The 11,618-nt window shown below is 70.1% G+C and carries 14 protein-coding genes, 1 tRNA gene and 2 pseudogenes; 16 read left to right on the top strand and 1 reads right to left on the bottom strand.

Annotation, left to right across the window (positions count from 1 at the left end; all coding sequences use genetic code 11):
- The 13 genes and pseudogenes from SSP24_RS44430 to SSP24_RS30715 form a co-directional block, all read left to right on the top strand.
- A pseudogene (locus SSP24_RS44430) lies at window positions 1-988 on the top strand (hypothetical protein); the annotation flags it as partial.
- On the top strand, window positions 975-1,724 hold the full coding sequence (locus tag SSP24_RS44425) for a hypothetical protein (RefSeq protein WP_244951802.1): 750 nt from the start codon (window positions 975-977) through the stop codon (window positions 1,722-1,724). The pseudogene SSP24_RS44430 and the gene SSP24_RS44425, both read left to right, overlap by 14 nt.
- Window positions 1,725-1,865: 141 nt before the next feature.
- Entirely contained in the window at window positions 1,866-2,117 is a 252-nt protein-coding gene (locus SSP24_RS30765) for a hypothetical protein (protein WP_141313243.1), read from the top strand.
- A 35-nt stretch (window positions 2,118-2,152) separates the two neighbouring features.
- Window positions 2,153-2,341, top strand: a complete 189-nt coding sequence (locus SSP24_RS30760) for a hypothetical protein (RefSeq protein WP_018087415.1) — start codon at window positions 2,153-2,155, stop codon at window positions 2,339-2,341.
- Between the two features lie 11 nt (window positions 2,342-2,352).
- On the top strand, window positions 2,353-2,958 hold the full coding sequence (locus SSP24_RS30755; protein WP_141313242.1) for a hypothetical protein: 606 nt from the start codon (window positions 2,353-2,355) through the stop codon (window positions 2,956-2,958).
- Window positions 2,955-3,287, top strand: coding sequence for a MazG-like family protein (locus SSP24_RS30750; protein ID WP_141313241.1), 333 nt, complete (start codon window positions 2,955-2,957; stop codon window positions 3,285-3,287). The genes SSP24_RS30755 and SSP24_RS30750 overlap by 4 nt, the downstream gene beginning before the upstream one ends.
- Window positions 3,288-3,307: 20 nt before the next feature.
- A complete protein-coding gene (locus tag SSP24_RS30745; protein ID WP_141313240.1) occupies window positions 3,308-3,595 on the top strand; it encodes a hypothetical protein in 288 nt (95 codons plus the stop codon).
- An 18-nt stretch (window positions 3,596-3,613) separates the two neighbouring features.
- The gene (locus tag SSP24_RS30740; RefSeq protein ID WP_141313239.1) at window positions 3,614-3,799 is read left to right on the top strand and encodes a hypothetical protein; all 186 of its coding nucleotides are present in this window, start codon (window positions 3,614-3,616) and stop codon (window positions 3,797-3,799) included.
- 5 nt (window positions 3,800-3,804) lie between these two features.
- Window positions 3,805-4,284 carry a single-stranded DNA-binding protein gene (gene ssb / locus SSP24_RS30735; RefSeq protein ID WP_141313238.1) on the top strand — a complete coding sequence of 160 codons (480 nt, stop codon included), beginning with the start codon at window positions 3,805-3,807 and terminating at the stop codon, window positions 4,282-4,284.
- An 86-nt stretch (window positions 4,285-4,370) separates the two neighbouring features.
- Window positions 4,371-5,270 carry a bifunctional DNA primase/polymerase gene (locus SSP24_RS30730; protein ID WP_141313237.1) on the top strand — a complete coding sequence of 300 codons (900 nt, stop codon included), beginning with the start codon at window positions 4,371-4,373 and terminating at the stop codon, window positions 5,268-5,270.
- Window positions 5,267-6,484 (top strand): AAA family ATPase, encoded by a 1,218-nt coding sequence (locus tag SSP24_RS30725; RefSeq protein WP_141313236.1) that lies wholly within the window; start codon window positions 5,267-5,269, stop codon window positions 6,482-6,484. The genes SSP24_RS30730 and SSP24_RS30725 overlap by 4 nt, the downstream gene beginning before the upstream one ends.
- A gap of 4 nt (window positions 6,485-6,488) precedes the next feature.
- Window positions 6,489-6,659, top strand: coding sequence for a helix-turn-helix transcriptional regulator (locus SSP24_RS30720; RefSeq protein WP_174864745.1), 171 nt, complete (start codon window positions 6,489-6,491; stop codon window positions 6,657-6,659).
- Window positions 6,656-8,125: a tyrosine-type recombinase/integrase gene (locus SSP24_RS30715; RefSeq protein ID WP_229866269.1), complete on the top strand. Its 1,470-nt coding sequence runs from the start codon at window positions 6,656-6,658 to the stop codon at window positions 8,123-8,125. The genes SSP24_RS30720 and SSP24_RS30715 overlap by 4 nt, the downstream gene beginning before the upstream one ends.
- Before the next feature lie 142 nt (window positions 8,126-8,267).
- On the opposite strand, the gene SSP24_RS30710 is transcribed toward SSP24_RS30715, so the two are convergent.
- Window positions 8,268-8,339 (bottom strand) — tRNA-Arg (locus tag SSP24_RS30710).
- 64 nt (window positions 8,340-8,403) lie between these two features.
- Between SSP24_RS30710 and SSP24_RS30705 the strand changes: the two are divergent.
- The 3 genes and pseudogenes from SSP24_RS30705 (at window position 8,404) to lysA (ending at window position 11,581) form a co-directional block, all read left to right on the top strand.
- Window positions 8,404-8,983 (top strand): annotated as a pseudogene (locus SSP24_RS30705) (response regulator).
- Between the two features lie 125 nt (window positions 8,984-9,108).
- Window positions 9,109-10,173, top strand: coding sequence for an ArgS-related anticodon-binding protein NrtL (gene nrtL / locus SSP24_RS30700; protein WP_141313234.1), 1,065 nt, complete (start codon window positions 9,109-9,111; stop codon window positions 10,171-10,173).
- Between the two features lie 16 nt (window positions 10,174-10,189).
- Window positions 10,190-11,581, top strand: a complete 1,392-nt coding sequence (lysA, locus tag SSP24_RS30695; RefSeq protein ID WP_141313233.1) for a diaminopimelate decarboxylase — start codon at window positions 10,190-10,192, stop codon at window positions 11,579-11,581.
- Window positions 11,582-11,618: the final 37 nt, after the last annotated feature.

Here is an 11,618-nt window from a genome sequence, read left to right as displayed (position 1 = left end):
GGGGGGGGAGCCGCTGCGGCAGGTCGCCGCGCGGCGCGAGAACGTCGAGGAGTACCTGAAGCTGTCGCGGCAGCGTGACAACCGGGTGAAGCTGCGCGGCATCGTGATGCTGCTCGGCCTGGTCGTCGGTCCGGTGCTGGCCATCGTGCTGTTCGTGCTCGCCCCCGCCTGGCTCGAAGTCCTGGCGCTGGCGCTGCTGACGGCCGGGTTCGGCTTCCTGGGGGCGCCGTCCGACAAGCCCGTCATCTCCCGCGCGGTCGTCACGACCGAAGTCGAGCGATTGACGAGCGGCATCGTCGAACGCGCCCTGGGAGCGCTCGGTATTGCCGAGATCAACAAGGCGCTCGGCAAGGGCGGGGAGGGCATCAAGTTCCCCGCCCCGATCACCCGTGACGGCCCCGGCTGGCGCGCGGATGTCGACCTGCCGTACGGCGTGACCGTGCCGGACATCCTCGACCGGCGCGAGAAACTGGCCTCTGGTCTGCGCCGTCCGCTGGGGTGCGTGTGGCCGGAGCCGGTGGCCGATGAGCACGCCGGCCGGATGATGCTGTGGGTCGGGGACCGGGCGCTGAACAAGGTGCCCGCCCCGCCGTGGCCGCTGGCGAAGTCGGGGGCTGCGTCGCTGTTCAAGCCGCTGCCGTTCGGCACCGATCAGCGCGGCCGGAACGTCGACCTGACGCTGATGTACGACAACGTCCTGATCGGCGCCATGCCCGGCATGGGCAAGACGTTCAGTCTGCGCACGCCGTTGCTCGCCGCGGCCCTGGACGTGACGGCTGAAGAAGGTGGCGGCCGACTACGGCTCCGGCCCGGACGACGACACGTGCGCGGCCACGCTGGATTCGATCCGCTACGTCTACAAGGACTTGGAGCGCCGGGCCAAGGTCATCAGCTCCCTGCCCAAGGACAAGTGCCCGGAGAACAAGGTCATCCCGTCCCTGGCCGCGAACCGCTCCCTGGGTCTGCACCCGCTCGTGCTGGCGATTGACGAGTGCCAGGAGCTGTTCAGCCACGACAAGTACGGCAAGGAAGCCGGGGCGCTGTGCACGGCCATCATCAAGCGCGGCCGGGCGCTTGGGGTGATCCTGCTGCTGGCCACGCAGCGCCCGGACAAGGACTCGCTCCCGCCCGCGATCAGTGCGAACGTGGGCACGCGGTTCTGCCTGCGGGTCATGGGCCAGATCGAGAACGACATGATCCTGGGCACGTCGATGTACCGCAACGGCATCCGCGCCACCTCGTTCACCAAGTCCGACAAGGGCATCGGCTACCTGGTCGGCGCCGCCGACGACCCGCAGATTGTGCGCGGCTACTACCTCGACAACCCGGCCGCGGACGCCATCTGCGAGCGCGCCCGCAAGGCGCGCATCGACGCGGGCACGCTGCGCGGTATCGCCGCAGGCGAGACGCCGGAGCGGCGCGAGGCGGTCGATCCGCTGCTTGAGGACATCCTCGCCGTCGTCCCGGCGGATGAGGCCAAGCCGTGGAACGACGTCACCGTCGACCGGCTCGCCGAGCTGCGGCCGGAGAAGTACGGGCCGTGGGGCGAGATGGCCCCGGCGGACAAGGCGCGGCAGCTCACCACCGCCCTGAAGCCGTACGGCGTGACCACGGGGCAGGTGGCCCGGCGGATCAACGGCAAGACCGTCAACCGGACCGGGTTCGAGCGCGCCCACATCGTCACGGCGATTGCGGAGCGTGACCGAAACCGGGATGCGGGCTGACGCCGAGGGGCTTCTAGCGCTAGGGGTCAGACCCTCTAGCGCTAGAGGTCCCGCTAGCGCCCCATACGGGCCCTGATCAGCACGCTAGCCGATAGGGCCCCACCTGCGGAAATCCCTGAAAACCGCCCTGGGAGGGCTCTCGTGGCACCGATCCTGCTCGCTATCGCGCTCCCGCTGTTCGTCACGTTCGGTTACGCCTCGGTCTGTGCGGCGAGCCCGTTCGGCACCTGCCGCAAGTGCAACGGCTTCGGCTTCGCCATGACCACCGACCGCAAGGGACGGCCCAAGCGCGGCAAGAACTGCCGCCGCTGCAAGGGCCACGGCAAGCGGATACGCGTCGGCCGCTGGCTCTACAACCGCGCCGCCCGCACATACCGCGCAGGCACCCGCTGACCCCAACCCAACCGCAAGGAAAGGAGGTCACGCCCATGGCCGTGACCATCTCCCTCGCCCTGCTCTTCGGCTTCGTGCTCTTCATGCTGCTGCGCTCCAAGACCCTCGGACCCGGCTCCGCGTTCGTGGCCGTGATGTTCGGCTTCTACCTCGCCTCCACCGGAGCCGCCGACACCGTCAACCAGCTCATGAGCGCCATCGTCAACGCGCTCCCGGACCTGTGAGGAGTACGGCCGTGAACGAACCCATCGTCGCCCGGCACTGGCTCGCCATCGCCGCACCCAAGGCCGCGCCCGCGCTCGCCACCACGACCGTGCTCGCCCTTGCCCGGATCTGGAACGCCAACGGCGCCGAACACTCCGTCGGCAACGCCGTGCTCATGACCGCCCTGTCTCTCGCCGCCGCGGCGGCTGGCGCGTGCGCGAGTGTCGGCCGCGCCGGAGACCCCGTGCTTGCCGGGACCGCGTTCGCCGCCTCCGGCGGGCTGGCCCTCGCCGGGGTCGCCGGATACGCCGACGGGTGGTCGCTGCCGCTGCTGCTGTGGGCGCTGGCCACCGCCGTCGCCTACGGGCTCGCCGCGCGCTACTGGCGCACCGACCGGCGCGAGCGCGTCGCCCACGAGCGGCACGTGAGCGACCGGCGCGAGGAACGCGCCCACATCGAGCGTGTCGAGACCATCCGCGGCACGACAAAGATCGAGGTGGCCCGCACCGGCGCCGCCTACGCCGAACAGCTCGCGCAGGCACTCGTCACCCGCGCCGCACTGCCCGGCTTCGACCCCACCGCCCTGGAAGCCGCCGGGCTGCCCGAACTCCCCACCGGTGAAAGGAAGTCCGTATGAGCGCCGTCCTGTGCTCGGTCACCGCCCGCATCGTCACCGCCCTGAACGCCGCCAACGGCACGGGCGAGCACGAGACGGCGATGCGGCTGCTGAAGGTCGTTGAAGAGGCGGGCGAGGCGTCCGCCGCCTACATCGGCATGACGGGCCAAAACCCCCGCAAGGGCACCACCCACACTCCGGCGGACGTCGCCGACGAACTGTGCGACGTCATCATCGCCGCCGCCGTCGCCCTGCACTCCTTCACCACCCACCCGCCCGCCGTCCTGAACGCCAAGCTGCACGCCGCCGTCCGACGGCTGGGCGCCCACACCCCCCACCCCACCCACTGATCCCGAGGGAGCCAACAGCCATGGCCAAGCACACCATCGCCCGCTGCGCCACCTGGTACCCGCTGGTCGACGACCGCCGTGACGTGAACCGTAGGCGGCTGACCGCCCACAAGGCCGCGGCCAGCATCCGCAGCGCCCGCAGGCAGCCGGGCACGGTCGTGGACGCGGTCCACGTCTACGCCACCACGGACCGCGACGGCACGCCGCTGTACGTCGGCTACGTCCACTACACGCCCGGCTACTGGACCGGCGTCACGGACGTCGTCGACGTCTACGAGATCCCCACCGACGCGCTCACCGACCTCTGACGATCAGAGAGGGGAGCTGTGTTCGAGATCCGCGTCATCTGCACGCCGGACGACGCCGACCGCGTCAGCACCGCTCTGGCCGCCGCGTTCGACACCGGCCCGGCACGCCAGTACCCGACCCGCGATGGCAAGCGCACCCGGCTGTACATCACCGCCGAGCACCGCGACTCCAGCACCAACCCCACCCACACCGAAAGCGAGTGATCCACATGTCCGTGGGAGAGACCCCCATCACCATCGTCGGCAACCTCGCCGCTGACCCCGAACTGCGCTTCACCGCCGGGGGCGACGCCATCGCCCGGTTCTCCGTCGCCTCCACCCCGCGCACCTACGACAAGGCCACCGGTCAGTGGCGGGACGGCACCGCGATGTTCCTGCGCTGCACCGCATGGCGGGACCTGGCCAACCACGTCGCCGAGAGTCTGACCAAGGGCACGCGCGTGGTCGTCACCGGCCGTCTGCGTCAGCACAACTGGCAGAACGAGCAGGGCGAGAACCGTTCCATGCTCGCGCTGGAAGTCGACGACATCGGCCCCTCGCTGCGCTTCGCCACGGCCAAGGTCGAACGCGTCCAGCGCAACGGGGCCGCCTCCGGTCCGGCCACCGACGCGTGGAGCACTGCCGCCCCTGCCGCGGCCGGAGCCGCGAAGGGCTCCGGTTCGGGGTTCAGCGACGAACCCCCGTTCTAGACACGCCCGGGGCGGGCGCCTCTCACCACAAGACCGCGCCCGCCCCGGCTCCCTTGTCCCTTCGACAGAACAGGAGAACCTCCAGCATGCCTCAACTGGACGGCTCTGCCCAGCTCAGCGCTGCGCTTGACGCTGCGTCGCGCGGCTGGCACGTCTTCCCTCTCATCCCTGGCGCCAAGCGCCCCGCCGTCCGTGACTGGGAGACCCGCGCCACCACCGACCATCAGCGCGTCACCCGGTGCTGGACGCACGCCCCCTACAACGTCGGCATCGCCACGGGCCCCTCCGGGCTCATCGTCGTCGACCTCGACACCCCCAAGGGCCCGGACGACACCCCGCCGGCCGAATGGGCCGCGCACGGTGTCACCGACGGCGCCGACGTACTCGCCCTGCTCTGCGAGCGCCACAGCCAGCCCTTCCCCGCCGACACGTACTCGGTCCGCACTTGGAGCGGCGGCACGCACCTGTACTTCGCCGCCCCCGAGGGCGAGCCGCTGCGCAACACCGCCGGGGACAGCGCGCGCGGGCTCGGCTGGAAGGTCGACACCCGCGCCGTCGGCGGGCTCGTGGTCGGCGCGGGCAGCACCTTCGCCGGAGAGCCGTACGCGGTGGCTCGCAACGCCCCCGTGGCGCCGCTGCCGGGCTGGATTGCCGAACTGCTACGCCCGGCGCCGCTGCCCCCGCAGCGTCCGGTCACGGTCCCGCTCACGGCCCGCGACCGGCGCGGCAAGTTCCTGAACGCCGCGGTCAACGGCGAGTTGGCGCGGGTCACCGGTTCCGGCGAGCACCAGCACAACAACGCGCTCTACATCGCCTCCGTCGCTCTCGGTCAGTTGGTCGCCGGGGGAGAGCTGGACGCGTACGAGGTGACCGAGAAGCTCACCGAGGCAGCGCTCCGCGTCGGCCAGGGCGAGCGCGAGGCACGCCGCACCATCGCTTCCGGCCTGGCTGCCGGAGCCAACCGCCCTCGGAAGGTCGCGGCATGAACAGCAACCCCGTTCCCCCGCCTTCAGACGAGAACGGCAAGAGCCGCAACCCCATCCCCCCACTGCACCTGTACTCCGTGCCCAGCGACCCCGAAACGGCCCCGCGGGAGCTGCCGAAGCGGGAGCGTCCGCGCACCGCGTGGACCGCGGATCAGCTCATGGCCGCGGACTTCCCGGAGCCGAAGTGGGCCGTTCCCGGCATCCTCGCTGAGGGTGTGAACCTGCTCGCCGGTCCGCCCAAGGTGGGCAAGTCGTGGCTGTCCCTCGGTCTGGCACTTGCGGTCGCCTCCGGGGGCCACGCGTTCGACTCGCTGCCGGTCGACGGCGGTCCGGTGCTCTACCTCGCTCTGGAGGACACCCCGCGCCGTCTCCAGACCCGCATGGGCAAGATGCTGGGAGGGCAGGCGGCCCCGGCCGGGCTGACCCTGGTCACCGAATGCCCGCCCTTCCCCCAGGGCGGTAGCGACGCCATCGCCGGATGGTTGGACCGCAATCCGGACGCCCGCATGGTCGTCATCGACGTGTTCGCCAAGATGCGCGGCCCCGCCCCGCAGGGCGTGTCTGCGTACGACGCGGATTACGTGGCCGTCGGCTACGCCAAGCGGATCGCCGACCACTACGGCATCGCCGTGGTGCTCGTCCACCACGTCCGCAAGGCAGGCTCGGACGATTTCCTGACCGAGGTCTCCGGCACGAACGGCATCGCCGGAGCCGCGGACGCCACGCTCGTGCTCAAGCGGGCCCGCGGGCAGGCGGACGGCATCCTGCACGTCACCGGTCGCGACGTGGACGAAGCCGAGTACGCGCTTCAGTTCCAAGCCGCCTCCGGCGCCTGGCAGATGCTCGATGGACCGGTCACCGACCACACCATCGGCGACACCCGCGCCGCCATCCTCCGGCACGTCCGCGCCCACCCCGGCGCCCGGCCCAAGGACATCGTGGCTGCACTGCCGCAACTCGATGCCGAGAACGTCCGCCGCACCTGCTCGCGCATGGCCGCGGACGGACAGCTCACCAAGGACGGCACCGGCCGCTACTACCCGGACACCGAGACCCGGACAGAGGGCACGCCGGGGGTGTCCCAGCTGTCCGACTGTCCCAGTCCATCACCTGACCTGCGCAAACAGGTGGGACAGCCGGAATCGGGACTGTCCCACCTGTCCGACTCCCATCCCGCTCATGAGAACCCGGGGGAGGCCGACCGTGGCGCGTGACGAAATGCTCACGATCTCCGAAGTTGTCGAGGAAATCGGCGTACCCATGTCGACCTTCTATCGCTGGCGACAGCTCAGGAAAGGCCCGAAAGCAATCAAGCTCCCGAATGGCGCTGTACGCATTCGCCGTTCGGAGTTGGAGCGCTGGATTGCAGATCTGGAGGAAGCCGCGTGAACGACCGCAAGTCCAGCGCAATTCCGGGCGCTCGCGAAGGCGAGCGCCCGGCCGCGCCTGAAGAGCCCACGCTTTCCACGGATGTCCGTGTGTGGAAGGTCAGCAAGATTGCCAGCAAGACGGCGCCCTATCAACTCCGTTGGGTGGTCGCCGGAAAGGTGCGTCACGCGACGTTCACAACGTCAGCGCTTGCAGAAAGCCGCCGATCGGAACTGTGGCAAGCGATGCGTAAGGGCGAGGCTTTCGACGTGGAGACAGGACTCCCTGAGTCCGAACTCCGAGCGGCAACGGCGAAGGCGAATACCCGGCCAGACCCGTCCTGGTGGGATTTCTCTCGCGAGTACATGGCAGTGCGCTGGCGCACCGCCGCAGCCAAGACGCGTGAGGGACTGGCGGACAGCCTTGCCTCTGCGGCTCTCGGCATGCTGGGTGACAAGCCTGGCTCCCCGGAATTGGAGGACGTGCGGCGTGCCGTGCGGTGGGCTGTCGTTCCGGCTCACAAGGACGAAGAGCCCCCGCCGGAGCTGGAGAAGGCCTGCGTGTGGCTTGCCGCTCACTCCCTGCCCCTGTCGGCCCTGACGGATTCCAAGGTCGTTCGAGATGTCCACTATCGGCTCTCCTTCAAACTCGACGACAAACCGGCCGCGGCAGATACGTACAAGCGGCGCCGTCGTGGTTTCAACACCGCGATGGAGTACGCGATCCAAGAGGGATATCTCGACGAAAACCCGCTCGCCGGGTTGAAGCGGCCCACCGCCCAAGGAAGTGACGCCGTAGATCCGCGAGTCTTGGTGAACGAGATTCAGGGGCGGCAACTCCTTACGGCCGTCTCCTATGTCGGCTCAGTCCACCGCAATCGCGGCAGGCGCCTCATCGCGTTCTTCGGCTGCATCCTGTACGCCGCGATGCGACCCGCAGAAGTGGTCGGGCTCCGGCTGGCCGACTGCCACCTTCCCGAGAAGGGCTGGGGGACTCTCACTCTTCGCGAGACGCGTCCTATCTCGGGTAAGAAGTGGACCGACTCGGGAGAGCGTCACGACACGCGGGGACTGAAGTCACGGGAGCCTGGCACCGACCGGCCCGTACCGATTCCGCCCGTGCTCGTGGCGATGCTCCGGGCCCACGTGAAGGAATTCGGGACTGCCAAGGACGGGCGACTCTTCCCGAACGAGCGGGGTGGCTTGCTGGGGACCTCCAGCTACTGGCGGGTGTGGCAGGAGGCCCGGCCGTTCGCGCTCCCGCCGGACAAGGTGGGATCGCCTCTGGCTCGCAAGCCGTACGACCTGCGAGCCACGTGCATCACGAACTGGCTCCGTGCGGGTCTCCCCGTGGCTGAGGTGGCCCGGCGTGCGGGCAACTCTCCCGAGGTGATCCACCGTCGCTATGCGGGGGTCGTCGACGACAGCGAGGCGGAGAACAACAAGAAGATCGAGAAGACCATGGGGTGGGGGCCGGACAGCGCGTGATCCCTGTGTGTGGCCCACACGCCCCTCACACGTGATCCGTGCGCAACAGTGAGAAAGAGCGGGAGACAGTGAGACTGTCTCCCGCTCTTTCATGTCGGCATCCGCCCTGGTCAGCGCGTGGTTTCTGCTGATCTTCGGCGAGTGCCCCCGGCAGGATTCGAACCTGCGCACACGGCTCCGGAGGCCGTTGCTCTATCCCCTGAGCTACGGGGGCGTGTCGGTCGCGGTGGTGTTCTCGCGGCGACGGGTAGAACACTACCAGCTCCTTCGGGGTGTTCATGAACAGGTTTGCTGGGGGCCGCCCGGAGGTCAGGGAGGGTGGGCGTCGCCCGCAGGGGGTGGAAGTGGGGAAAACCCGGACGCGGTGGCCGGTCCGGACCTACTCTCGAAGTTGTGCCAGGCGCGTCGGGCCGGGTGCTTGTTGTGGACGACAACAAGGTCATCCGGCAGTTGATCAGGGTCAACCTCGAGCTGGAGGGCTTCGAGGTCGTGACCGCGGCCGATGGTGTCGAGTGTCTGGATGTCGTTCATCAGGTGCGGCCCGACGTCGTCACGCTCGACGTCGTTATGCCGCGGTTGGACGGCCTGCGTACCGCCGCCCGGCTGCGGGCGGATCCGCGGACCCGGCATCTGCCCCTCGCCATCATCAGCGCCTGTACGCAGTACGAGGTCGAGAGCGGCCTCGACGTCGGCGTCGACGCCTTTCTCGCCAAGCCGTTTGAGCCCGGCGAACTGGTGGAGTTGGTGCGGCAGTTGATCGAGCGGGGGGCAGACAGACGCCCTGAGGGCGGTGACGCCGGGCTGGGTGAGTTGTTCGGGGCCGCCGGGGCCGAGCGGGCCGGGCGTGCGGGTGGTTGAGCGGCGGGTTGTCGGTCGGCGGCTCCGGGTGCCAGTGGTGACGTCCGGCTGACGTCCGTCCATATCCCGGACCAGCGTCCAAACCGGCTCGCATACCCACCCCCCTCCTCCCATACGCTTGTCCCGTGACCCCCGTCGAGCTCTCCCGCACCGTGCTGCACGCCGTGCGTCGTGCTGTCGACGAGGGGGAGCTGAGCGTGACCGTGCCTGCGCGTGCCGTGGTCACGCCGCCCGGTCCCGGCGGTTGGGGCGACTACGCCACCAACATCGCCCTCCAGCTCGCCCGCCCCGCCGGCCGACCGCCCCTGCGGGTCGCCGAGGTGCTGCGGCCGTATCTCGTGGGCGCGGAGGGTGTCGTCGGCGTCGAGATCACCGGGCCCGGCTTTCTGAACATCGCCCTGGAAAGCGCCGCCTCCGGCGAAGTCGTCCGCCGCATCCTTCGTGACGGGCCCACCTACGGGCACAGCGACGCCCTCGCCGGGCAAGTTGTGCACCTGCACGCCCCCCACGAGGTGCGCGCCCTCGTCGTCCTGGACGCCACCGCCCGCCTCCTGCGCTCCCAGAGCGCCCACGTCCGCACCACCTGCGACGCCCCGCCCGAGCCGGAGTGGCGTGCCGTGCTCGGCGTTCACGTCGACGCCTACGGCGACATCATCGTCGACAGCAGTGACCACGCGGTCACCATCCGGCCCACCGCCACCCGCACCATCCCCATCCCCCTATCCCTCTCCCGCGACGCCGCCCGCTGGGCCCTCCTCCACCCCGCCGCCCACGACCGCCCGCGCATCACCCCCGACCACCTGGTCCAGCGCGAGAGCAACCCCCTCTTCCGCGTCCGTTACGCCCACGCCCGCACCCGCGCCCTCACCCGCAACGCCGCCGACCTCGGCTTCACCGCCGACCCCGGCAGCATCGACGTAACGCCCACCGCCGAGCACCTGCTCCCCGCCCTCGCCGACCACCCCCGCATCCTCACCACCGCCGCCACCCACCACGCCCCCGACCGGCTCGCCCGGCACCTCGTCAGCGTCGCCGATGCCGTTCTCCCCCTGCTGCCCACCGTGCTGCCGCGCGGTGCGGAGAAACCCTCGGCCGCCCACCGGGCCCGGCTCGCGCTCGCCGAAGCCGCCGGGACGGTGCTGGCCGGCGGCCTGTCCCTGCTCGGCATCGACGCACCCGAACACCTCTGAGAGAGCCCAAAGAGAAATGAGCCGTTCCGCACACCCCGCCGGGCCCCGTCACGCCGACGTCCTCCCCGAGGGGCACTACAGCGCTCCGCCCGCCGATCTCAACGCCCTCGACGGCAAGGTGTGGGCGCAGACCGTCACCCGCGACGCCCACGGCGTCGTCACGGTCGGCGGTATCCCAGTGACGCGGCTCGCCGAGGAGTTCGGCACCCCCGCCTACCTCCTCGACGAGGCCGACTTCCGCGCCCGTGCCCGCGCCTGGCGTACCGCCTTCGGGCACGACGCCGACGTCTTCTACGCGGGCAAGGCGTTCCTGTCGCGGGCCGTCGTGCGGTGGCTGCACGAGGAGGGGCTGAACCTGGACGTGTGCTCCGGTGGCGAGCTGGCCACCGCGCTCTCCGCCGGGATGCCCGCCGACCGCATCGCCTTCCACGGCAACAACAAGTCCAAGGACGAGATCCGGCGGGCCATAGAGGCCGGCGTGGGGCGGATCGTGCTCGACTCCTTCCAGGAGATCGTCCGCGTCGCCCACATCGCGCAGGAGCTCGGCAAGCGGCAGCGCGTGCAGATCCGTGTCACCGTCGGGGTGGAGGCGCACACCCACGAGTTCATCGCCACCGCCCACGAGGACCAGAAGTTCGGTATTCCGCTCGCCGGGGGGCAGGCCGCCGAGGCCGTACGACGGGCCCTGCGGCTCGACGGGATCGAGCTCATCGGGATTCACAGCCACATCGGGTCGCAGATCTTCGACATGTCCGGCTTCGAGGTCGCCGCCCATCGCGTCGTCGGGCTGCTGAAGGACATCCGGGACGAGCACGGCGTCGAGCTGCCCGAGATCGACCTCGGGGGTGGGCTCGGGATCGCGTACACGAGCGACGACGATCCGCGCGAACCGCATGAGATCGCCAAGGCGCTGACCGAGATCGTCACGCGTGAGTGCGAGGCCGCCAGGCTGCGGACTCCGCGCATCTCCGTCGAGCCGGGCCGGGCCATCGTCGGGCCCACCGCCTTCACGCTCTACGAGGTCGGCACCATCAAGCCCCTGGACGGGCTGCGGACGTACGTCTCCGTCGACGGCGGCATGTCGGACAATATCCGTACCGCGCTGTACGACGCCGAGTACAGCGTCGCGCTCGTCTCCCGCAGCTCCGACGCCGAGCCGATGCTGGCCCGCGTCGTCGGCAAGCACTGCGAGAGCGGCGACATCGTGGTGAAGGACGCGTTCCTGCCCGCCGACCTGGCACCGGGTGACCTGATCGCCGTACCGGCCACGGGTGCCTACTGCCGGTCCATGGCCAGCAACTACAACCACGTCACCCGGCCGCCGGTGGTCGCCGTGCGGGACGGCGAGGCACGGGTGATCGTCCGCCGGGAGACGGAGGAGGACCTCCTGCGTCTCGACGTCGGCTGAGCCGGACAGAAACGCCGGACACAAACGCCGGTCACAA

Source organism: Streptomyces spinoverrucosus (genome assembly GCF_006539505.1).
Classification (GTDB): domain Bacteria; phylum Actinomycetota; class Actinomycetes; order Streptomycetales; family Streptomycetaceae; genus Streptomyces; species Streptomyces spinoverrucosus.
This window is presented reverse-complemented; position numbering and strand designations above follow the sequence as displayed.

Coding starts and splice junctions, on each gene's coding strand:
- SSP24_RS30750 (WP_141313241.1), top strand. CDS start 2,955: ATGAGCGCCGTCCTGTGCTCGGTCACCGCCCGCATCGTCACCGCCCTG.
- SSP24_RS30725 (WP_141313236.1), top strand. CDS start 5,267: ATGAACAGCAACCCCGTTCCCCCGCCTTCAGACGAGAACGGCAAGAGC.
- SSP24_RS30730 (WP_141313237.1), top strand. CDS start 4,371: ATGCCTCAACTGGACGGCTCTGCCCAGCTCAGCGCTGCGCTTGACGCT.
- ssb (WP_141313238.1), top strand. CDS start 3,805: ATGTCCGTGGGAGAGACCCCCATCACCATCGTCGGCAACCTCGCCGCT.
- SSP24_RS30760 (WP_018087415.1), top strand. CDS start 2,153: ATGGCCGTGACCATCTCCCTCGCCCTGCTCTTCGGCTTCGTGCTCTTC.
- lysA (WP_141313233.1), top strand. CDS start 10,190: ATGAGCCGTTCCGCACACCCCGCCGGGCCCCGTCACGCCGACGTCCTC.
- SSP24_RS30745 (WP_141313240.1), top strand. CDS start 3,308: ATGGCCAAGCACACCATCGCCCGCTGCGCCACCTGGTACCCGCTGGTC.
- SSP24_RS30720 (WP_174864745.1), top strand. CDS start 6,489: ATGCTCACGATCTCCGAAGTTGTCGAGGAAATCGGCGTACCCATGTCG.